We start from the raw sequence: 22,641 nt of genomic DNA, 5'->3' as shown, positions 1-22,641 counted from the left end.
TTCAAAAAGCATTTAAAACAAAAAAAGTACCTTTGCAGCACAACAAATTCAAAGCCATGAAATTTCGTTTTTTAATTCTTCTGACATTATTCACACTCAGTTCTGCTTTTGCGCAATTAAAAACCATCATCGGAGATACCGATTATCCGTTTTGGATTCACATTCCCGAAACCGAAAAAACCGAAAAACAACCCGTGCTGATTTTCCTTCACGGAAAAAGTCTTTCCGGAACCAATATCAATCGTGTAAAGCGTTACGGTGTTTTGCGCGCCATGGAAAAAGGACGAAAAATTCCGGCTATTGTTGTAGCACCGCAACTGGCCTCAGGTTCCTGGAATCCCGATAAGGTTTTACAGCTTTTAGAATACGTCCAAAAAAACTACAATACCGATTTATCAAGAGTTTACGTTTGCGGCATGAGTTTAGGCTCTTACGGAACCTTGCATTTTGCCGGAAAATATGCCGATAAGATTACGGCTGCCGTAGCCATTTGTGGTGGTGGAAATGTAAACGATGCTTCGCGATTGGCAACCCTTCCGCTTTGGATTCAGCATGGGAATAAAGATTATATTGTTCGGATGTCGGAATCAAAAAAAGTCGTGGATGCCATCAAAAAACACAAACCCGATGCGGATGTGACTTTTACGGTAATTCCCGGAGGCAATCACAGCAATGTAGAACGACTGTTTCATGAAAACGCTTTGTACGACTGGTTGTTCAAGCAAGTCAAAACCATAACCAAAACGAATCTTTAATCTTTTGAAACGATGAGCGCTACTTTATTATCTTCCCCGTTACAAGGATTTACCGATTTTCGTTTTCGAAATGCCTTTCATAAATATTTCGGAGGTATTGATACGTTCTACTCACCTTACATCAAACTGAACGGAAAATTATCGATTAAAGGTTCTTACGAACGCGACATTCTTCCGGAAAACAACGACACGTTACAGGTCATCCCGCAAATCATTACCAATGACGCTGAAGAATTTTTGTTTGTTGCCAAATATGTTAAGGAATTAGGCTATAACGAGCTGAACTGGAATTTGGGCTGTCCCTATCCTATGGTTGCCAAATGCGGTATGGGTTCCGGTTTAATCAGTAATACCGAACGAATTCATGATATTTTGGAGCGCGTTCACAATGAAACCGACATTATTGTTTCGATGAAAATGCGCATGGGCTATGAAAATCCAACCGAAATTTTAGATGTGTTTCCGATTTTAGAAAAATATCCGATTAAAAACATCGCCATTCATGCCAGAATAGGGAAACAGTTGTACAAAGGTGGTGTGGATTTGGATTCGTTTCAGAGATGTTTAGAAGTTTCCAAACACAAATTGTATTATAATGGCGATATTACTTCGGTAGCGAAATTCAAAATGCTGCAGGAACGTTTCCCTTCGATTGATCATTTTATGATTGGCCGCGGTTTGATTGCCGATCCGTTTTTACCGAGTATGATTAAAAACGACACGACGGAATATCCTAAAAACCGATTTGAAATTTTCGAGGAATTTCACGATACGATTTACCGTGAGTATGATGCTTATTTACAAGGCCCGACTCCCATCCGAATGAAAATGCTTGGTTTTTGGGAATACTTTTCGGAATCGTTTTCCAACCCGCAAAAGACCTTTAAAAAGATTAAAAAAGCCGGTAATCAAAAACATTACGAAGAGGCGGTGAAAGAAATTTTCAAGTCGGAGCAATAAACATTTACCGACTGTTTTTTCCTCAATCCGTATTCGGTTAGACCAATTTCAGTTTCATCATGATGTCGGTTTGTTCGTCGTCACCTAATCTGAAAATGTGTTTATCAAACGCAACAAAACCGTTTTTTGTGTAAAAACTTATGGCTCTTGGATTTTCTTCCCAGACACCCAACCAAACGTATTCGGCATTTTTTTGTTTTGCAATTTCGATGGCTTTATCATACAGTACTTGTCCGACGTTTTTTCCGTGAAATTCTTTAGACACATAAATGCGTTCAATTTCAAGTGCTTTGCTGTCCTTTAATTCGGTTTGCGATTCCCCAAAATTAATTTTCAGGTAACCGATAACTTGGTTTTCAAGAGTTGCAAAATAAAATTCGGAGTTTTCGTCGTTTAGTTCTGTAGTGAGTTTTGCTGTTGAAAACCCTTCCTCCAGATAATTTTTCATATTCTCTTCGGAATTTGATTCGGAGAATGTTTCCTGAAATGTTTGCCTTCCGATGTTTTGCAACTGGCTAATATCGCTCAGAGTAACTCTTTTAATTTGAATACATTCCATATTTTTTTTACGATGGTATTGAATAATTCTGATTAAATATACAAACTTTACATACACAAACAGCTTTAAATCCAGCGTTTCACAATGTCCTGTTTAATTACAAAACATGATGTGTTAATTGTATTTCCGTTTAAAGTTCCACAAAAAAGGCCATCGTTTCCGACAGCCTTTTTCTATTATTTAAGAAGTTCTTTCAATTCGTCCAAACTTACTTTCTTTTGTTCGCCTGAAGCGAGATCTTTTAGTGCATATTGTTGGTTTGCGATTTCTTCTTCCCCTACGATAACGGTAAAAGGAATTCCGCGTTTGTCGGCATGTTGGAATTGTTTTCCGATTTTGGCATTGTCCGGATACATTTCCACTTTGATGCCGGCTTTACGCAATTGCATGATCGCTTTCATTGCATACAAAGCTTCTTTTTCGCCAAAATTTAAAAACAACGCTTTTGAGGTGGAGGTTACCGTTTCCGGGAACAGGTTCAGTTCTTCCAAAACCAGATAGATTCGATCCAATCCGAAAGAAATTCCAACGCCGCTCATATTTTTCAATCCGAAGATGCCGGTTAAATCGTCGTAACGGCCACCGCCTCCAATGGAACCCATTGCTACGGTTTTTGGTGCAGCAACTTCAAAAATGGCACCGGTGTAATAATTTAATCCTCTTGCTAAAGTCACGTCCAAATCCAATGCTGATTTGTCCAACCCAAGAGCTATAACGTTCTCACATATAAATTGCAATTCCGACACGCCTTTCATTCCTTCCGGTGATGTAACTAATAATGCCGACAGCTTTTCTAACTTTTCCGTAATCGTACCTGTAAAAGCAAACAGCGGTTGCACTTTTGCCAACGCGGCTTCTGAAATCCCCTTCTCTAACATTTCTTTCTTCACCCCGTCTTCACCGATTTTATCCAGCTTGTCTAAAGCCACCGTAAAGTCAATTAGTTTGTCCGATGCGCCGATTACTTCAGCAATTCCGGAAAGTATTTTTCGGTTGTTGATTTTTATCGTAACACCTTCTAATCCTAAAGCCGAAAACACGCTGTCGTACAATTGCACCAATTCGACCTCCTGCCACAATGAGGTTGAACCCACCACATCGGCATCGCACTGATAGAATTCTCTGAAACGCCCTTTTTGAGGTCGGTCCGCACGCCAAACCGGTTGAATCTGGTAACGCTTGAACGGGAACTCAATCTCGTTTTGATGTTGCACCACGTAGCGAGCAAAGGGCACGGTTAAATCGTAACGCAAGGCTTTTTCGGAGATTTTAGCCGTAAACTTATTAAGTTCCACCAATTCTTTAACCGAGATGGTTTCTGCAGAATTGGATTGCAGTACTTCTATCGATTCCGGTAATTCGATTTTATTTTTATTGAAAAAGTAATTTCCGGAATTCAGAATTTTGAAAATCAAACGGTCACCTTCTTCCCCGTATTTGCCCATTAGGGTTTCGGAATTTTCGAAGGTTGGCGTTTCGATGGGCTGATAGCCGAACTTTTCGAAATTCGCTTTGATGATGGAAAAAATATAGTTACGCTTTGCTACTTCGGCAGGCGAAAAATCACGGGTTCCTTTAGGTATGCTTGGTTTAGCCATTTTTTTAGACTTCTTAGATTGTTAGACTTTCTTAGAATTCTTAGATTGTTGGATTTTCTTAGACTTCTTAGATTGTTTCGAATATTAGATTGTTAGACCTTCTTAGACTGTTTAGATTGTTAGATTACAAACAGACCAATGGTTTTTCTTTTAGCCCCGATGGGAGCAACTACCTTGTAGTGCGGACAGCGGGAACTTCGTATCCGGATAAGAAACCGACGTTTCGCTCCTAATACTTTGCAAATATCTTACTTTTTAAAGAATTTCGTAAATCTGTTTGGGGAAACTTGTAACAAATAACCTATTTTAGTGACAAATTACTACTATGGTTGGAATTGGTCTGTTTAAGGAAAATACGAAGATTGCGCTTGGAGCGATTAGAAGTCAGCTCTTGCGTACGATTTTAACGGTGATGATTATTGCCATTGGAATAACCGCTTTGGTGGGAATTCTGACGGTGGTATCGGCGTTGGAAAATACGATTATGAAGGATTTTGCATCGATGGGCGCCAACACGTTTTCCATCAGTCAGTATGATTTTTCGGAGCGTGTGAACCGCAACAATGCCGAGCAGAAAATCAATCCGATTATCAGTTATCCTCAGGCTAAGGCTTTTCAGGAGAAATATACTTTCCCGTTTACTACTACTTCCCTATCGTTCACGGCAACCACAACAGCCGAAGTGAAATACGAAGCCAAAAAAACCGATCCGGAAATTACGGTGGTGGGTGTGGATGAAAATTTCCTTCCCAACAAAGGTTTAGAAGCTACCAAAGGGCGAAACTTTACCGGTTTTGACGTTTCCAATAATAATTATGTTTGTGTTTTAGGTTCCGATTTTGAAAAAGGCCTTTTTAAAGATGTGAATCCGATTGACAAAACGATTTCGATTCGCGGAGCTAAGTTTAAAGTCATTGGCGTATTGAAAGAAAAAGGCTCAACCTTTGGCAACAATCAGGATTTGCGCGTTTTGATTCCGATTCAGATTGCCCGTTCGATATTTTCGGCACCGAATATTAATTATGATATTAATGTGATGATCAGTCGTAAGGAAACTTTAGGACAAGCCTCTGACAATGCAACTATTACCATGCGTAAAATACGAAAATTGAGTCCGGTTCAGGAAAACAATTTTGGTGTGGAACGCAGTGACGATTTGATTCAGCGCTTGCTTTCCAATACGGAAGTGTTGCGCATCAGTGCTTGGGTTATCGGGATTATTACTGTTTTTGGTTCGTCGATTGCGTTGATGAACATCATGTTGGTTTCCGTTACCGAGCGTACGCGCGAAATTGGTGTTCGTAAATCTTTAGGCGCGAAACGTTCCACCATCGCCTGGCAGTTTTTTACCGAAACTTTGGTAATTGGTCAGATGGGTGGTATTGTTGGAATTATTTTGGGGATATTAATAGGTTTCGGAATTGCCAAAGCGATTGAATTCACCTTTGTGATTCCGTGGATGGCTATTATGGCGGCGTTTATTACGACTTTTATTGTTGCGATTGTTTCCGGGTTGTATCCTGCGATTAAGGCTTCTAAGTTGGATCCGATTGAGGCATTACGACACGAGTAAAAGTAGTTGGTAGTTAATAGTGATCAGTTAGCAGATATGATAACTAGATTACTAAGCACTGATTACTGAACACTAAACCTTCCCTTTCATCATCCTGTCATTCCCGTAAATATCTTTGCGTAATTCAACATCCTTAAAATTGTGTTGTTGCAGTAATTGCACCATTTCATTGCCTAAATACTGATTGATTTCGAAATACAACTGCCCGTTTTCCGAAAGGTTTTTGATTGCCAATTCGGTAATTTTTCGGTAAAACAATAAGGCGTCGTTATCTTCCACGAACAAGGCCAAATGCGGTTCGTAGTCCAAAACATTCTTTTTGATTTCTTCTTTTTCCAGATTGCGGACATACGGCGGATTGGATACGATAATATCGAATGTTTCACCTAAATCATTGGTTTCTAAAATACTTTGGTGGATAAAATTGATTGTCACTTCATTTCTTTCGGCATTTCGTTTGGCTACAGCAAGTGCCTTATCGGATACATCCATCGCAAATACTTTAGCATTAGGAAGATTTTTGGCTAATGAAATCGCAATGCAGCCGGTTCCCGTTCCAATGTCCAGAATCTTTAAATCCTTCAATCTTTCGATCTTTAAATTTCCCTTAACAATCCAATCGACCAATTCTTCCGTTTCCTGACGCGGAATCAAAGTGTGTTCGTTCACATAAAACGGTAATCCGTAAAACTCGGTTTCCCCTAAAATGTATTGAATCGGACGTTGTTCCTTTAATTGCGCTACCACGTTTTCCCATTGGTGCATTAATTCAGGACTCAGTTCGAACGTAGGATTCAAAGCCAAATCCACCCGCTTCATATGATGAAAATCTTCTAATATAATATAGAAGAAACTTTCTGTCTCATACTCGTCATATAAAGAAGCCAATTCCTGTGTAAAAATAGTCCGGTAGTCTTTTAGAAGCATAATATCGATTGTCCTTTTTCTTCCGAAATAATTAGTATGGGTATCGGAAATATAATTTCATTCAAAGATAACTCAAAAATTACAGGTTTTAAATCGTATCGGGGAATTCGGGAAATATCCGAAACACAATCCTTGCGCTTGCATACCGTCACTTCATTAAACTAAAACCAAAATTTTCACAGAAATTAATTTTTATGATCCCCGATTTATTTTTTTCAAACATGACAAATATCATGATAAAAGACTTTTTTGTCCTTTAATTTTACACTATAAAATAAGTTAAACAAAAACCCATAATCATGAAAACTAAATTAAAAATTGCTGCTGGAGTATTAGCGGTAACTGCAATTACAGTTGGTTTGTTCGCTTTCGGAAACAAAGATGCAAACGATCCGACCAAAATTAAGGTAGAAGGTGAAATGGTAGCGGAATTAACACCTCCTCCATTTGTACCGAAACCTGTTGGTAACCGTGCAGCAACGAAACTGATTGTAAACATGGAAATCAAGGAACAAGAAGGCGAAATGGCTGACGGTGTAAAATACACGTATTGGACATTTGGCGGATCAGTTCCGGGAAGTTTCATCAGAACACGCATTGGTGATGAAGTACAATTTCACTTGAAAAACCATCCAGACAACAAATTACCACACAACATTGACTTACATGCTGTTACAGGCCCAGGTGGTGGAGCGACATCTTCGTTAGTAGCACCCGGACATGAAAAAGTATTCAATTTCAAATGTTTAAACCCTGGTTTGTATGTTTACCATTGTGCTACAGCTCCTGTAGGGATGCACATTGCGAACGGAATGTATGGTTTGATTCTAGTAGAACCGGAAGGTGGTTTGCCTCCAGTGGATAAAGAGTACTACATCATGCAAGGAGATTTCTACACAAAAGGCGCTTATGGCGAACAAGGATCTCAACCGTTTGACATGGAAAAAGCAGTTAAAGAACAACCGGATTACGTGGTATTCAACGGAAAAGTAGGTTCTCTAACCGGTGATAAAGCGATTACCGCTAAAAAAGGAGAAACAGTACGTATCTATATGGGTAATGGTGGTCCGAACATTGTATCGTCTTTCCACGTAATTGGTGAGATTTTCGACAAAGTTCACATTGAAGGCGGAAGTTTAATCAATAAAGATGTTCAGACAACATTAGTACCTGCCGGTGGTTCTGCTATCGTAGAATTCAAAGTAGATGTTCCGGGTACTTTTATCTTGGTAGACCACTCTATCTTCAGAGCGTTTAACAAAGGAGCATTAGGAATGCTTAAAGTGGAAGGCGAACAAGACAAAACGATTTACTCCGGTACTGTACAAGAAGGTATTTATTTACCGGAAGGTGGAACCATTCAAAAAATGCCTAAAGAAAATGGCGATGGCAAAGCGGCTGCAGCGAAATCATTACCTGAAAAAATTAAAGCAGGTAAAGAGATTTACGGAAGAACTTGTTTCGCTTGTCACCAATCTGAAGGACAAGGAATCCCGAATGCTTTCCCTCCATTAGCGAAATCTGATTTCCTTAATGCCGATCCGAAAAGAGCAATCAATGCAGTACTACACGGTTTAACAGGTGAAATTACGGTTAACGGCAAAAAATACAACAGTGTAATGACCAGCCAAAACCTTACAGACGAAGAAATTTCAAATGTTCTAACCTATGTGTACAACAGCTGGGGTAACAATAAAACAGAAGTTACCGCTGCTATGGTAAAAGCAGGACGAAGCACACCTGCAAAAAAAACCAAAGACATTCACGAATAACCATTAATTATTAAATACTTTTTATCATGAAAAAGATAATTTTAGGAGTTGCCGCACTTGCATTAACTATTGGTCTATATAGTTTTACAACTCCAGTGAAAACGGAAAAAGTAACAAAAGTTGCCATCCAAAACCCAGACAAAGGAAAAGAAGTTTTTGCAAAAACCTGTATCGCATGCCACCAGGCTAACGGACAAGGAGTTCCAAATGCATTTCCTCCTTTGGCAAAATCTGATTACTTAAACAAAGATGCCAACCGCGCTATCAAAACTGTTCTTAACGGATTAAGTGGTCCTATCACTGTTAACGGTAAAAAATTCAACGCCATGATGACGCCACAAGCGTTATCCGACCAACAGGTTGCAGACGTTTTAACTTATGTTTACAGCAGCTGGGGCAATAACGGAACTAAAGTTACACCAGCAATGGTAAAAGCACAAAGAGGTAAAAAATAATTCATTTAAAGTAAGTTGACCATGGTACTCAAGTATAAAATACAACTCATTTTCTACGCTGTTTTATTTATGGCAACGTCTCTTACTGCTCAGGATAAAGGTATGGTTACCATAAAAAGGGGAACATATGTTCCCCTTTATGGAACCACCGATAAAAAACCGGTAACGGTTGCTCCTTTCAAAATGGATGTATATCCTGTAACAAATGACGAGTATTTGGCATTTTTGAAAAAAAATCCACAATACAGCCGTTCAAAAATCAAAGGTCTTTTTGCCGACAAAAGTTATTTATCCCACTGGAAAAACGATTTCGATTTCGGGGCCAACAAAAACAATTCACCCGTAACCAACATTTCCTGGTTTGCTGCCAAAAAATACTGCGAATGTCAGGGAAAACGTTTACCAACCATGGATGAATGGGAATATGTAGCCATGGCCGATGAAAAAAGAATCGATGCCCGAACCAAAGAAGAGTACAACAAATTCATTCTTTCCTGGTACGAAAAATCAAAAACATACAACAATCCGATAGGAAAAACATTTAAAAATTATTGGGGTGTTTATGACATGCACGGCTTGGTATGGGAATGGACTGCTGATTTTAACAGCATCATGCTCTCCGGTGAATCCCGAAAAGATAAGGATTCCGACAAAAACCTGTTCTGCGGAAGCGGATCTGTAAATGCCTCCGATTTAATGAACTATGCTGCTTTTATGCGCTATGCTTTCAGAGGCAGTTTAAAAGCAAGTTATACTACTCGAAATCTTGGTTTCCGATGTGCCAAAGATTTGAAATAACAAACACATCGTACATAAAAAATCACTTTTTCTGTGAAATTCAAATTTAAAACAATGAAAAAGATAGTACTGGGATTGTTAATAATCCTGTTGGGATTGCAAAGCTGTAACTCTCAAAAGAAAAACGAAACTAAAAATCCAACCAATAAAACCATTTCTGATTTATCCATCTACAACCTTCCCTCTCAGTGGACTACGCAAGACAATAAAAACATTGAGATGAAAGATTTAAAAGGTAAAGTTTTGGTAATGGTCATGATTTATACTTCTTGTAAGTCTGCTTGTCCCCGATTAGTTGCCGATATGCGCAATATTGAAGAACGTATCCCTGCTAACTTAAAAGATAAAGTACAACTTGTGCTGGTTAGTATTGATCCTACAGTAGACACTCCAAAACGTTTAAAAGAATTCTCCATAGAAAACAAAATGGATGGCAATCAATGGCTGTTCCTTCGCTCTACAGAAGAAAACACCCGTGAATTCGCTGCCGTATTAGCCGTAAACTACAAAAAAATATCGCCAATGGATTTCTCTCATTCCAACATTATCAGTGTTTTCAATGCTGAAGGAGAATTAGCTTTCCAACAGGAAGGTTTGGGAGTAAGCTATGACGAAACCGTAAACAAAATTACCGAAGAAGCTGAAAAGCTAAACTAATCCAAACTATGAAATCGCCACTAACAACGAGTTTACAGCAAGCAAACATCTAAAAAATAAAGGCGATACCATATAGACCTCTTACAAATAAATTTTACCTATATGAAATCATTACAAAAAGTTGGCTTATCATTATGTTTATTGATAGGCACAGGAGCCTTCGCTCAGGAATTGGATGCAAATTTGCAACTGAGACCCCGTTATGAATACCGAAACGGTTTTAAAGAACTAATGAAAGACGGCTCGTTACCTACTTCATTTGTATCACAACGTTCCCGTTTAAACTTCAACTTTAAACAAGAAAAATTAAAAGCAAAACTGACTTTTCAAAACATTCGCGTTTGGGGAGATGTAGCCACAACAGCCACTTCTGACAAAAACGGAGTAGCGCTTTTCGAAGCTTGGGCTCAATACGACTTCAATGCCAAATGGAGCGCCAGAGTGGGAAGACAAGTACTTTCTTATGACAACCAGAGAATCATGGGGGAAATCGATTGGGCCCAACAAGGTCAAAGTCACGACGCGGCTTTAATTTCCTTTAAACCAACCAACCATCAATTGGATTTAGGATTTGCCGTAAATTCGGATTCTGAAAAATTATACCGCGATGTATACACCAACAGCTACAAGCACATGCAATATGCCTGGTACCACACCAGCTTCAGTAATTTGAACATGAGTTTGCTTTTCTTAAATGTTGGTTTCCAATATAAGGATGTTCCGGCAAATGAATTAAAAGTTGACAACATGCAGACTTTCGGAACGTTTTTATCCTATAAGAAAAACAAATTCGACGGTAATTTAAGTGTGTACGGTCAAACCGGAGATGGTAAATTGGTTACTGAAAACACCAGCATCAGCGCCTTATACGGAGGATTAAACCTGAGCTATGCCATCACCGATAAATTCAAAGCCGGTTTGGGTTACGAATACCTTTCCGGAAAAGACCAGGATGATACCGACAGTAAAATAAAATCATTCAACCCGATTTTCGGAACCAACCACGGTTTCAACGGTTTTATGGATTACTTCTACGTAGGGAATTACAAAAACACGGTGGGTTTACAGGATGCTTTTCTGAAAATGACATATGCGTCTAACAAATGGCAATTCAACTTGATTCCGCATGCTTTCTTAACTGCTGCCGATGTAATTGATCCGACAGATGCAACTAAAAAAATGGACAGCTATTTGGGTACTGAAATCGATTTCACAGCCTCTTATGCACTTCAGAAAGATGTAAACATTACAGGTGGGTATTCCCAAATGTTCGGAAGCGATACTATGGAAGTCTTAAAAGTAGGAAACAAAGGCTACGACAACAACTGGGCTTGGGTAATGATTACCATCAATCCCAGAATATTTACTACCGCAAAATAAATTCAGAGTTAGGTTAATTAGAGAAAAAAGCCTGTGTTACATTGTGTAGCACAGGCTTTTTTTATTTGAAATACTTTGGATATTCTTTCAGATAGTTCTCTATATCTTTCAAAACTTCGGCATCGTTAGTACCGTCGAGTTTGTTTAATTTCATTTTTAACGGCAACAGATAATTGTGCAACTGTTCGTGTGCTTCGCCTTCCATGGTACACTTCTCGAAAATCATTTGGAATTCGTTTTCCAGGGCTTCTTTCAAAACCGCTCCGGTGGCTTCCTGTTTGCGCTCTGAAATAATTTTTTGCAGGTTATGAATTCCTTCCGTTGTTTCCGGATTGGCAATCCATAATTTGCCGTTGTCGAGGGTTACATTTGATGTTTCGGTTGTAGCTTCTGTTGCAGCTACTTCTTCTTTTTCAGTAGTTTTCTTTTCTTTCAGACAGGCGGTTAAACTCAGCAATACCAATCCTGTAAGAACAATTCTTTTTTTCATGATTACACTATTTAGGTTGCATTTCTTATTTCCAAAAAATATCTTTTTCATTTTCAACAAACTCATCTCTTCCGTGAATCTGTACAATTCTTTCTAATTGCTCCGGGGTTGCCACTTTTTGCACTTCCGGAAACAGAACACGTTCTTCAAAACGGATGTGTGCTTCGAGTTCCTCTTCGATTAACCCCAAATTTTTATCAATATTTATCCGCTGATTGAAAAGCCGTCTTAGTCGTCGGTGTTCGGCAAGCGCTTTTTTCACCAACTCATGATTCTCTTTCAAAATAGTAAAAACGTATTCCTCTTCCAATTCAAAATGGGGAAGTAAATATTTGGTATAGAACCAATCGGTATATCTTTTAATGCGCTCCGGACTGACATTACGCGAATATCCGGCTCTGATTTTCCAACACAGTAATAAACCATGATGATGCTCCCGACTTAATTCCTGCAGTTCTTTAGCTCTTTTTAATGGTTTTGTTTCTAGTATCATTATTTCGTTTTTAAATTCCTCCAAACCGTACAAAAGATCCCAGAATGAGCATAATCACTCCGATGGTAGTCACTGAAACGATATGAAAACTCATTTCGGGTAATGCGCCGGCATTATTTTTCAACTTCGGAATCACCCTAAATTGAGCACTTAACGCAAAAAGCACCGTAACAAACAACAAGGCTAATTTTACGGAAACTACTTTTTCTATCGGAGCAGCAAAATGAAACCAACTTTCAATACCCACTCCATATTTATAGGCCATCAGGATTCCGGTAATTACCAATAATACTAAAGCCGGCATTCCCACCGGTTCGTATTTTTTTTCATAGTCCAAAATGATGTGTTGATTTTTTTCCTTTAGTGCTTTCGGCAGATAAGCAAACACCAATAAAAGATGCCCTCCTACCCATATTGCAGCGCAGATTAAATGCACGATTAACAAGAAATGATGGTTCATTTTAAACTGTTTTTCAGATTGGTTGTACTAAAAATAATCATAATAATGCCAACAACCAGCCAAACACTGGATAGAAATAAATTCTGATGGTACATCGGGATTATATTCCAGTTAAAAAACAAATTCCCTCCCTGCGCAAACAACAGGAATTCGGTAAGTATAAAACCCATCAGAAAAATTTTAATGCCGTATTCTGAAAATCGGTTCTTATAGTTTATCACTTTAGTATTCAGTAAAAAACCTAATAAAAAACCAGTGATAACACCCAGCATAATCATATGGATGAATCCGATGACAAAATTTCTGACTTGATGTGATATCAATGCCATATCCGGAAAAATAACCACCAACTGCACCAGTACTTTCAGCCCTAAAGACAACAAAGCAAAGCTGTACACGATTTTTTCGATTTCTTTCAGTTTAGCATAAAACATTCCGAATTGCGGTCGGAGCATCAGCACCAATTTCACAAAAGCGACTAGTTGCACCACTACGCCTACGCCGTTGATCCAAGTAAGAATCGGACTGGAAACGAACCAACTCACCGGCAAAGCGAACGTTAAAACGGTGCTCACAATAAGCCATTTGTAAAAGGAAAAGAAAACCGTATTCTCCACTTTGACTTGCATCTGATGAAATAACAAGGCCAAAACCGCAATAATAAACCAGCCGTTAAACTGAAAATGCAGGAAAAACTGAATGGCAATCTGATAAAAAGCACTCGTTTTCCCCAATAAACCAACCGCAGGACCCAAACACCAAATGCCGCAAGTGGATAAAATCATAAAAAACAATGCGGTTTTAATCAGATAGCGTTCCGGTACTAAATTGGTTTCAAGATTTTTCCATACCAACCGAACAAAATAATAACTGGAAAAAATATGTATCGTTGAAAAAACAATCGAAAAAACCGCATAGCCCTGAAGCGGAAAAGCAATCATCATTCCGATAACAGTGCCTTCCGTAACCCAGAAAAGACGGTTGAATTTCTTTTCGTTTTCTTTATTTTTCGGAATAAAAAAATGATAAATCAACGCAAAAAGCGCCAGATACACCCAGCCCAACATGGCAATATGCGAATGTCCGTGCAAGAGAAACTGGTAATTCACATTTGCGACGGGTGCCACAAACTGCAGGCGCAAGAGTAAACCCATCAGCGCAGCTATTAAAAAATTACCAAAACAAATTACTATCCATTTTTTTAACATAATCAACCTCTAAAATTTACTTGTATTGTTCTTGTGGTGAAATAACTTTTTTCAATTTCACGCGATGATCGGGGCAAATTCCCAATAGTTTCCACATTGTTCACAAAATGCTGAATGTAATAATTGCCGCTGTATTGTTTGTTTTCCAGATAGCGAATCATGGAGCGAAGTTCCGGTTCATCGATTAAATCCGAATGAAACGTCGTACGCACTTCAAACGGAATCGGGTTTTGCAGTAATAAATGTAAGGATTTTTCGAATGCCGAAAACAAATTCGACTGGGTAACACGAGTGTATTTTGATTCGGAAGCTTTAAAATCAAGTGCTACGAAATCAATGAGTTTTTTTGCCATCAGTTGCTCCAAAACATCCGGATTGGAACCGTTAGTGTCGACTTTAACCTCAAAGCCCAATGCTTTAATCTGTTCGACGAAAGGAATCAGGTTTTTGTGCATCGTACATTCGCCTCCGCTGAGGACTACGGCGTCCAATAATTTTTTTCTTTTCGTTAAAAAGAAAAGTACCTCATCAAACGAAATTTTGCCTTTTCCCAATACAATTTCCGGATTATAACAATACAAACACCGCATGTTACAGCCTGTAAACCAAAGAATACAGGCCGATTTATGCGGATAATCCAGCAAGGTGAAAGGCGTTATGCTAAAGATGGCTTTAGCTGCATTTTCTTTCTGTAAAATGGGTACGTTGTTTGTGTTCACCTTTTTTACCGATATTAAAACTTTCTACGGGTCTGTGATAGCCCATTACGCGGGTATAAACCAGACATTTTGTTCTTAAATGCTGATTTTGCTCTAAAATTTCATTACTGTTCTTCATATAGTTCACTTTTGTGGTTTTGTAGTAAGGCGTCGTCACACTTCGGGCAATATTCGTGTTCGCCTGTTAAATATCCGTGAACCGGACAAACACTGAACACTGGCGTGACGGTGATATAAGGCAATTTGAAATTACTCAGTACTTTTTTTACGAACTGTTTACAGGCTTCCGAAGAGCTGATTTTTTCGCTCATGTACAAATGCAAAACGGTTCCTCCGGTATATTGGCATTGTAAATTGTCCTGCATCAGTAAGGCTTCAAATGGATCTTCGGTGTAATTTACCGGGATTTGCGAACTGTTCGTATAATAAATATTGTCGCCTTCGCCTGCCTGTAAAATATCGGAAAAACGTTTTTTGTCTTCTTTCGCAAAACGATAAGTCGTTCCTTCTGCCGGAGTGGCTTCCAGATTGTATAAATTTCCGGTTGCTTCCTGAAATTCTTTCATTCGGTTGCGGATGTGTTCTAAGATTTCCATGCAGAATTCCGCTCCGAAATCGGACGTGATGTCTTCTTTATCGAACGTGAAATTCCGAACCATTTCGTTCATTCCGTTCACACCGATGGTAGAAAAATGATTTCTGAAATGTGGCAGATAGCGTTTCGTATACGGATACAAACCACGTTCGTACATTTCCTGAATGAAGGTTCTTTTTTTCTCTAAAGTCGATTTGGACAGTTCCATCAGCTTGTCCAATTGCTGGTACAACCCTTCTTTATTCCCTTTGAACAGATAGCCCAAACGCGCCATATTGAGGGTTACCACACCGATACTTCCGGTCATTTCCGCACTTCCGAAAAGGCCGTTGCCGCGTTTTAACAATTCCCGTAAATCGAGTTGCAAACGACAGCACATGCTTCGTACCGCATTGGGTTTGTAGGCATTCGGATTTTCAACACGGTTACCGTTTTCATCTAGCAAATACTGACTTCCGATAAAATTCTGAAAATACGAAGAACCGATTTTGGCGGTATTTTCGAAAAGTAAATCGGTGTTTTCACCGTTCCAATCGAAATCTTCCGTAATGTTTACCGTTGGAATCGGGAAGGTAAACGGTTGTCCGTTCGCATCGCCTTCGGTCATTACAGTATAATACGCTTTATTGATGAGATTCATTTCCTTCTGAAAATGTTCGTAACGCATTTCGGTTAAGGATGAAACGCCTCTTTCCTTAGCGCGATTCAAAACACTTTCATCGGTAATATTATCGAATAAATGCTGATCGTTTTTCGTTGGAATCTGTTCTTTCAAATCGGACGGCACTACCCAATCCAATGTGATATTTGTAAAAGGCGATTGTCCCCAACGCGCCGGAACATTTAAATTATAAACAAAACTGCGTACCGCTTTCAGCACATCCTCAAAAGACAAATTATCCTTGAAAACATACGGTGCCAAATAGGTGTCAAACGAACTGAAAGCCTGTGCTCCCGCCCATTCGCTTTGCAGAATTCCGAGGAAATTGGCCATTTGCCCAAGAGCTTCCCGGAAATGCGAAGGCGCTTTGCTTTCCACCCGGCCGCGAACGCCGTTAAAACCGTCGTTCAGCAACACTCTCAAACTCCATCCGGCGCAATATCCGGTAAGGCAATCCAAATCGTGAATGTGAACATCGCCGTTTCGGTGGGCATAGCCTTCTTCTTTGGAATAGACTTTATCCAGCCAGTAATTCGCAATGATTTTTCCGGCGACATTATTCACCAATCCTGCATTGGAATAGGAAGTGTTGGCATTGGCATTAATACGCCAATCGGTCTGACTGATGTATTCTTCAATGGTTTGGGTACTGTCAACATAAGTAGTATCATCGTTTAGTCCTTCGATATGTTCGCGTTGTAATTTGCGCGTGTGTCGGAACAACATAAAAGAGCGCATCACCGAAAAATACTCTTTCTGAAAGAATGTTTTTTCGATCATGTCCTGAATTTCTTCCACGGCCCAAATGTCTTTGATTTCAATAGCCGTCATCACACTTTCGAAAACACTAACATCGAACGGAATGGCGACACTATTAAAACTTTTTGCGATGGCGTCTTTTATTTTAAAATTCTCGAATGGTTTATATTCTCCATTCCTTTTGATAACGAATTTTTCCATAGGTTCGATGTTATTGTGTTTTACTTGTGGTATTAAGTATAATTAAATTGAAAGTGTTTTTTCCAATTGCTGTGCTTTTGGAAAAAGAATATTGTTTTCCAGATGAATGTGCTTGTGCAAATCCTGTTCGAATTCCTCTAACATTGCAAAAGTTACTTTGTATGTGTTGCAAGCATCAGCCGGCGGTGTATAGTTATCAGTTAACTCCACTATTCTTCTGAAACGTTCGCCTTCCGCATCGTGTTCGTGCTTCATCATGGCGATTGGGTTATCTACCGTTCCAAAAGGCGGCATTTCAATTGCTTCATTGTTCATGGTTGCTTTTACCAGTCTTTTGATAAAGGGAAACAATATGAATTCTTCTTTTTTCATGTGTTGTGCCAATTCACCGGCACATCCTTTGAATAAATCGTAAATTTCAAAAAGTTCCGGATGCGCATTCCCGTGTACTTTACACAATTTGTCTAAAAACTGAAGCAACGTTGGTGTTTTTTCTTCCACATAACGGTGATGCGTTTTTTCGATGTAATCAATTAACAGATCGGTTGGCCATGATTTGAAATCGATGCCCCCATCTCCTTTTGCATTTAATACCGAAGATAATTCGTTCTGAAGGATTGAAATATCCATTCCTTTGGCGTCGCAAACTTCCTCTAAAGTGCGGTGTCCTTTACAACAAAAATCGATGCCGTATTTGGAAAAAACAGCGGCTGTTCTGAAATCTTCTGCTACATATTCGCCTATTGTCATTTGTTCAATTGCATTCATAATCAATCGTTTTAGTTTTATTTCTTATACAAAATTACATATTATTTTTAATAAAGGACTATTTTATCTTTTATTATTTTTCAACATTTATTTTGGATAAAATATTTGTTACTACTGTTGTGCAAAACCCGAATTTTTATATTTAATAATAAAGCGAAAAAAAGTACCTGAAAAATGACATTTATCATGTTCTTATTTTAAATCTCAAACGACATTTGCATAATAAAGGATAAAATAGTCCTTTATCTAAATTTATTATTTAACTAACAAATACTAATCATTATGCTTTCAAAATCACAGGCCAGAGCATTCTTTTTAGGCGGAACGGTAGTCACCTTCCTGATATTTATCGGATTGACCATCTATTCGTTCATGCCTGCTAATGATCAGTCAAATTATTCCAAGATTGACAAAAAGGTTATTAGAGGAAAGGAAATTTGGGAATCAAACAACTGTATGGGTTGCCATACACTCTTAGGAGAAGGCGGCTACTATGCACCGGAACTTACAAAAGTAATTGACCGACGCGGAGAAGCTTACGTAAAAGCGGTACTTATGTCCCCTATCCCTTGGGCTCCAAGAGGAAGAAAAATGGTAAAATACAACATGAATGAGGCCGATGCCGAAGCTGTTATTGCCTTTTTAAAATGGAACGGACAAATCGACTTAAACGGATTTGACCGAGTGGTATCACCTTTAGCTAAGGTTAATAATTAAATTTTACAGATATGAAATATAAATCACAAAAAGTAGCCTATTGGTTTTTTGGATTATGTATGTTGCTTTTATCGCTACAGATAATCTATGGTTTTATCATGGGCTTCGCCAGAATTGGCTTTGACGGATTACACGATTTTATTCCGTTTAACACCGCCAGAGCGGTTCATACTAACCTATTGGTAGTTTGGCTTTTAACCGGATTCATGGGGGCTGCCTATTATATTATTCCAGAAGAAGCACAACGCGAATTAGTAAATGTAAAATTAGCGTACGTACAGTTGATATCACTGGCTGTTGTTGGAGTTGTTGCAGTTATCGGCTATCACTTTAACCATTGGGAAGGTCGTAAATTCCTAGAAATTCCGAGAGAATTGGACTTTCTTGTAGTTGTAAACGTACTGTTGTTCCTAGGATTGATTTTGGCAACCTTATTCAAAGGAAAACAAAAAACCACCACTGCCATGGTATTAACAATGGGGCTTTTATTTGCGGCCCTGCTTTATTTACCGGGAATGATCTGGTTTGACAGTCAGGTTATGGATTCATTCTTCCGTTGGTGGGTAGTGCACCTATGGGTAGAAGGCGTTTGGGAATTAATTATGGGAGGTATTCTATCTTTCTTATTAATCAAACTAACCGGTGTTGACCGTGAAGTTATTGAAAAATGGTTGTATGTGATTGTAGGTCTGACATTCCTTTCCGGATTATTAGGAACCGGTCACCACTACTACTTCATCGGCGTAAACAAAATCTGGTTAGTGGTTGGTGGTATTTTCTCTGCTCTTGAACCGTTAGCATTCCTTGCCATGGCGCTATTTGCTGTGAACATGTACCGAAAAGGCGAAAAAAGCCACCCGAACAAAATTGCCTTGTACTGGACTATCGGAGCTTCTATCGTGTCGTTCATCGGAGCCGGATTGTTAGGTTTTGCGCACACTTTACCACAAACGAATTTATACACACACGGAACTTTAGTAACAGCAATGCACGGTCACCTTGCGTTCTGGGGTGCTTATGCGATGATTGTTTTAGCGATTATCAGTTATGCGCTACCAAACTTAACCGGACGTAAACGTTACGATAGTTCACAGGGAAGAATGGCGTTCTGGTTGTCCAACATTGGTATGTTAGGAATGACAGTAGCCTTTGGTGTTGCAGGTGTAGCACAAGTTTATCTTGAACGTAAAATGAAAATGGAGTTTATGGAAGTTCAGAATGAAATCAGCATTCACTTTGTGGTGCTTGTGATTTGTGCGACCATGTTTACCATTGGAATCTCGTTATTCATTTACGACTTCATCAAATACGGAAAACCCTCCGATGAAGCTTTAGATGAAAAGCATGACTTTATGCCGTCCGGAAAAAAAATAAACAACATTCCAACTGCTAAAGCCGCATATTCAGAAGAAACAAACTAGATTACCACTATACTTTTTATTTATTGCTAACGAAACCTGTTCTATTGATTACAGCAAATGTCACTGCCTGTAGGCACAAGAATGGGTTTCGTTTTTTTTAAAACAAAACATCATGGTACAAACTCAAACCATCCCTTATTATCACGCTACCGGAAGAGAAGAAGAAGTCTTCACCCATGCGTTCAAAAATAAAATTCCCTTTTTACTGAAAGGGCCAACGGGAACTGGAAAATCGCGCTTCATCGAATACATGTCGCATCAATTGGACCAAAAAATCATCACCATCAGTTGCCACGAAGAAACCTCGGCTACCGACTTGATAGGACGATTTATCATCAAAGGTGCTGAAACGGTTTGGTTGGATGGACCATTAACCACAGCCGTAAAAGAGGGTGCTATTATTTATCTGGATGAAGTGGCCGAAGCCCGCCCGGACGTCATCGTAGCCATTCACTCGCTTACCGATCACCGACGCGAACTGTTCATCGATAAATTAGGCGAAACCGTAAAAGCACACGACAATTTCATGTTGGTTGCTTCTTTCAATCCGGGCTACCAACGCGGATTCAAAGAACTAAAACCTTCTACCCGTCAGCGTTTTATCGCCGTTTCCTTCGAATATCCTGAACCCCGAGTGGAAATTGAAATCCTGATAAACGAAACGCAAGTCGATGCCGATATCGCCAAAAAACTGGTGAACATCGGAAATAAAATCCGAAACCTGACCGAATTGGGCTTAACAGAAACCGTTTCCACCCGATTATTGGTTGATGCCGCCAAATTAATTCACAGTGGATTACCGAAACGATTGTCCGTACACGTAGCGGTTGTAGAACCGTTAACCGACGACTTACAAACACTGGAAGCACTAAAAGACTTATGTGATTTGATGATTTAGAAGTCTGATTACTGAATACTGAACACTGAATACTGAAAAGATGGGACTAGAATTAGACGAATTCCTCTACGGAAAAATCGTAAAATACTTCAAAAACAATAAAAAAACCGATGCCGAAACCCTCAGCCGAACCGTTTTTTTAGAGGATATCAAACCTCGACTAACCCTTTTGGCCAGCGCATTAACCGGAAAAGCCGTTGAGATTTTCCCCGCAGAACGCGAAGGCGGTTATAAAAATAACAGCTTTTTCCTTCCCATCTCTTTTTCGGCTTTGCAGACTTTTGAAGAGAATCTTTCCTTTTACCTTTTCAGAACCCTTTACCTCAGCGAACAGAAAACGCTGGATTTCAACTGGACCAAGGAAGAACCCTCGTTAGAAGCGTCCCAACAGAAAGCGCTGGAAACCGCTCCGGTAGTTTTGGAAAAAATCTTCAGTGATTATCCGGTTACGAAAAAAATTCACGATACCATTTCAACCTACTTTCAGCAGCAAGCCACCGAAAAAAGACCGGCCGATTTCACCTGGCTGTACGGAAAATGGATGAAAAACGATCCGGAAGTCAAAACCGACAATCAATTACACAATTTTTCGGATAAAGTTAAAAAAGCGGCCGAACAACAACCGAAAACCGTCATCAAAGCCACCGCCGTGGAAGAAGTTATCACATTGGAAATTGACAAAAAACAACAGGAAGATTACGTGATGACGCACAATTTCGAAAAAGTGGAAACGGCGGATGAATTCAGCGGCAACTGGCGGGATTTTGACGGTTCCGATGAACTGGAAGACCATCAGGATGCGTTAGAAGAACTGAGCATGAAATTTACCGTTCGGGTAGACGATATTGCGCATTCAGTCTATCAGGCGGAATTTATCGAAAACACGACTATTTCCGAAAGTGCCGAAACCGATGAAAAAGGCTTCCATTTAAAGTACGACGAATGGGATTACAGCAAACACGCTTACAAAGAGAATTATTGCAAGGTCTATCCGAAAACACAACTAAAAACGGATGCCGATTACTATAAAAACACGATTACCAAAAACGCTTCGACCTTAATGGGCCTGCGAAAAATGCTGACTAACGTAAACAACAAAATGCAGCAGCAACGCCGACAAACCCAGGGAGAAGAATTCGACATCGACGCCATTACCGATTTGTTTGTAGACGTACATTCCAAACGCACGCCTTCGGAAAACATTTATATCTCCAATCGCAAAAAAGAAAAGGATTTATCCATTTTACTATTGTTGGACATCAGTTTATCGAGCGACAGTTATGCGGCCGGAAACCGTGTTTTGGACGTAGAAAAAGAAGTTTCGATTCTCTTCGGGGAAATCATGAACGAATTTAACATCGATTTTTCCATCGACAGTTTTTATTCCAAAACTCGAAACTACGCTTCTTATCTGACGTTGAAAGATTTTGACGAAAACTGGAATACCGCCAAACATAAAATCGGTGCCGTTTCCCCAAGCGGTTACACCCGAATTGGCGCTGCGTTACGTCATGCCGGTGCCCGAATGGACACAAGAAAAACCAAAAACAAATGGATTATCCTGATTTCCGATGGAAAACCCAACGACTTCGACAAATACGAAGGCAAACACGGCATCAATGACGTAAAACAAGCGTTGCGAGAACTCAACGAGCGAAACATTAACTCGTATGCTTTGGCGATTGAAGCACAGGCGAAATACTATTTACCGCAGATGTTCGGTCAAAATCATTATCAGATTCTGACCACACCGGTGGAACTGCTGCAATCGCTGGTGAAATTATACGAAAAAATCAAACATCAAAAATAACACGATC

The 22,641-nt window shown here is 39.4% G+C and carries 22 protein-coding genes and 1 pseudogene; 12 read left to right on the top strand and 11 right to left on the bottom strand.

What is annotated here, in order from left to right; all coding sequences use genetic code 11:
- The first annotated feature begins 56 nt into the window (after window positions 1–56).
- Together FCR2A7T_RS08770 and FCR2A7T_RS08765 are read left to right on the top strand one after the other, a co-directional pair.
- The gene (locus FCR2A7T_RS08770; RefSeq protein WP_035118053.1) at window positions 57–755 is read left to right on the top strand and encodes a carboxylesterase family protein; all 699 of its coding nucleotides are present in this window, start codon (window positions 57–59) and stop codon (window positions 753–755) included.
- A gap of 12 nt (window positions 756–767) precedes the next feature.
- Window positions 768–1,715 carry a tRNA dihydrouridine synthase gene (locus FCR2A7T_RS08765; protein ID WP_023570922.1) on the top strand — a complete coding sequence of 316 codons (948 nt, stop codon included), beginning with the start codon at window positions 768–770 and terminating at the stop codon, window positions 1,713–1,715.
- A 37-nt stretch (window positions 1,716–1,752) separates the two neighbouring features.
- Here the strand turns inward: FCR2A7T_RS08765 and FCR2A7T_RS08760 are convergent, their stop codons facing one another.
- Complete coding sequence (locus FCR2A7T_RS08760) at window positions 1,753–2,274, bottom strand: GNAT family N-acetyltransferase (RefSeq protein ID WP_023570921.1); 522 nt, start codon at window positions 2,272–2,274, stop codon at window positions 1,753–1,755.
- A 176-nt stretch (window positions 2,275–2,450) separates the two neighbouring features.
- Window positions 2,451–3,872, bottom strand: a complete 1,422-nt coding sequence (gene hisS / locus FCR2A7T_RS08755; RefSeq protein ID WP_023570920.1) for a histidine--tRNA ligase — start codon at window positions 3,870–3,872, stop codon at window positions 2,451–2,453.
- A 325-nt stretch (window positions 3,873–4,197) separates the two neighbouring features.
- Here hisS and FCR2A7T_RS08750 point away from each other — a divergent pair, with 325 nt between their 5' ends.
- Window positions 4,198–5,445 (top strand): ABC transporter permease, encoded by a 1,248-nt coding sequence (locus FCR2A7T_RS08750; protein ID WP_023570919.1) that lies wholly within the window; start codon window positions 4,198–4,200, stop codon window positions 5,443–5,445.
- A gap of 72 nt (window positions 5,446–5,517) precedes the next feature.
- Here FCR2A7T_RS08750 and prmC read toward each other — a convergent pair whose 3' ends face one another.
- Window positions 5,518–6,372 carry a peptide chain release factor N(5)-glutamine methyltransferase gene (prmC, locus tag FCR2A7T_RS08745; RefSeq protein WP_035117980.1) on the bottom strand — a complete coding sequence of 285 codons (855 nt, stop codon included), beginning with the start codon at window positions 6,370–6,372 and terminating at the stop codon, window positions 5,518–5,520.
- A 299-nt stretch (window positions 6,373–6,671) separates the two neighbouring features.
- Here prmC and nirK point away from each other — a divergent pair, with 299 nt between their 5' ends.
- The 5 genes and pseudogenes from nirK (at window position 6,672) to FCR2A7T_RS08720 (ending at window position 11,434) form a co-directional block, all read left to right on the top strand.
- Window positions 6,672–8,144: a copper-containing nitrite reductase gene (nirK, locus tag FCR2A7T_RS08740; RefSeq protein WP_023570916.1), complete on the top strand. Its 1,473-nt coding sequence runs from the start codon at window positions 6,672–6,674 to the stop codon at window positions 8,142–8,144.
- A 143-nt stretch (window positions 8,145–8,287) separates the two neighbouring features.
- Window positions 8,288–8,599, top strand: a pseudogene (locus FCR2A7T_RS08735) (c-type cytochrome); the annotation flags it as partial.
- A 69-nt stretch (window positions 8,600–8,668) separates the two neighbouring features.
- Window positions 8,669–9,397, top strand: a complete 729-nt coding sequence (locus FCR2A7T_RS08730; protein ID WP_117614396.1) for a formylglycine-generating enzyme family protein — start codon at window positions 8,669–8,671, stop codon at window positions 9,395–9,397.
- Window positions 9,398–9,451: 54 nt separating this feature from the next.
- A complete protein-coding gene (locus FCR2A7T_RS08725; protein ID WP_035117978.1) occupies window positions 9,452–10,054 on the top strand; it encodes an SCO family protein in 603 nt (200 codons plus the stop codon).
- 102 nt (window positions 10,055–10,156) lie between these two features.
- A complete protein-coding gene (locus FCR2A7T_RS08720) occupies window positions 10,157–11,434 on the top strand; it encodes an alginate export family protein (RefSeq protein WP_023570912.1) in 1,278 nt (425 codons plus the stop codon).
- Window positions 11,435–11,495: 61 nt separating this feature from the next.
- On the opposite strand, the gene FCR2A7T_RS08715 is transcribed toward FCR2A7T_RS08720, so the two are convergent.
- From FCR2A7T_RS08715 to ric, 8 genes are read right to left on the bottom strand one after another with little or no spacing between them, the layout of a single operon-like run.
- A complete protein-coding gene (locus FCR2A7T_RS08715; protein ID WP_023570911.1) occupies window positions 11,496–11,924 on the bottom strand; it encodes a hypothetical protein in 429 nt (142 codons plus the stop codon).
- A 25-nt stretch (window positions 11,925–11,949) separates the two neighbouring features.
- Window positions 11,950–12,417 carry a hemerythrin domain-containing protein gene (locus tag FCR2A7T_RS08710; protein WP_023570910.1) on the bottom strand — a complete coding sequence of 156 codons (468 nt, stop codon included), beginning with the start codon at window positions 12,415–12,417 and terminating at the stop codon, window positions 11,950–11,952.
- 10 nt (window positions 12,418–12,427) lie between these two features.
- On the bottom strand, window positions 12,428–12,877 hold the full coding sequence (locus FCR2A7T_RS08705; protein WP_023570909.1) for a CopD family protein: 450 nt from the start codon (window positions 12,875–12,877) through the stop codon (window positions 12,428–12,430).
- Window positions 12,874–14,031, bottom strand: a complete 1,158-nt coding sequence (locus FCR2A7T_RS08700; protein ID WP_240471474.1) for a hypothetical protein — start codon at window positions 14,029–14,031, stop codon at window positions 12,874–12,876. Before FCR2A7T_RS08700 ends, FCR2A7T_RS08705 begins: the two co-directional genes overlap by 4 nt.
- A gap of 56 nt (window positions 14,032–14,087) precedes the next feature.
- Entirely contained in the window at window positions 14,088–14,804 is a 717-nt protein-coding gene (locus tag FCR2A7T_RS08695; protein WP_023570908.1) for an anaerobic ribonucleoside-triphosphate reductase activating protein, read from the bottom strand.
- On the bottom strand, window positions 14,758–14,922 hold the full coding sequence (gene nrdD, locus FCR2A7T_RS15345; protein ID WP_074460077.1) for an anaerobic ribonucleoside-triphosphate reductase: 165 nt from the start codon (window positions 14,920–14,922) through the stop codon (window positions 14,758–14,760). Before nrdD ends, FCR2A7T_RS08695 begins: the two co-directional genes overlap by 47 nt.
- A complete protein-coding gene (locus FCR2A7T_RS08690; protein WP_023570907.1) occupies window positions 14,909–17,020 on the bottom strand; it encodes a ribonucleoside triphosphate reductase in 2,112 nt (703 codons plus the stop codon). The genes nrdD and FCR2A7T_RS08690 overlap by 14 nt, the downstream gene beginning before the upstream one ends.
- Window positions 17,021–17,062: 42 nt before the next feature.
- Complete coding sequence (ric, locus tag FCR2A7T_RS08685; protein ID WP_023570906.1) at window positions 17,063–17,788, bottom strand: iron-sulfur cluster repair di-iron protein; 726 nt, start codon at window positions 17,786–17,788, stop codon at window positions 17,063–17,065.
- Between the two features lie 282 nt (window positions 17,789–18,070).
- On the opposite strand from ric, the gene FCR2A7T_RS08680 reads away from it, so the two are divergent.
- The 4 genes from FCR2A7T_RS08680 (at window position 18,071) to FCR2A7T_RS08665 (ending at window position 22,634) form a co-directional block, all read left to right on the top strand.
- Complete coding sequence (locus tag FCR2A7T_RS08680) at window positions 18,071–18,505, top strand: c-type cytochrome (protein ID WP_023570905.1); 435 nt, start codon at window positions 18,071–18,073, stop codon at window positions 18,503–18,505.
- 11 nt (window positions 18,506–18,516) lie between these two features.
- Window positions 18,517–19,926 carry a cbb3-type cytochrome c oxidase subunit I gene (locus tag FCR2A7T_RS08675; protein ID WP_023570904.1) on the top strand — a complete coding sequence of 470 codons (1,410 nt, stop codon included), beginning with the start codon at window positions 18,517–18,519 and terminating at the stop codon, window positions 19,924–19,926.
- A 112-nt stretch (window positions 19,927–20,038) separates the two neighbouring features.
- Window positions 20,039–20,824, top strand: coding sequence for a CbbQ/NirQ/NorQ/GpvN family protein (locus FCR2A7T_RS08670; RefSeq protein WP_023570903.1), 786 nt, complete (start codon window positions 20,039–20,041; stop codon window positions 20,822–20,824).
- 40 nt (window positions 20,825–20,864) lie between these two features.
- Window positions 20,865–22,634, top strand: a complete 1,770-nt coding sequence (locus tag FCR2A7T_RS08665; protein WP_023570902.1) for a nitric oxide reductase activation protein NorD — start codon at window positions 20,865–20,867, stop codon at window positions 22,632–22,634.
- Window positions 22,635–22,641: the final 7 nt, after the last annotated feature.

It is taken from the genome of Flavobacterium cauense R2A-7 (genome assembly GCF_000498475.1).
Classification (GTDB): Bacteria; Bacteroidota; Bacteroidia; order Flavobacteriales; family Flavobacteriaceae; genus Flavobacterium; species Flavobacterium cauense.
This window is presented reverse-complemented; position numbering and strand designations above follow the sequence as displayed.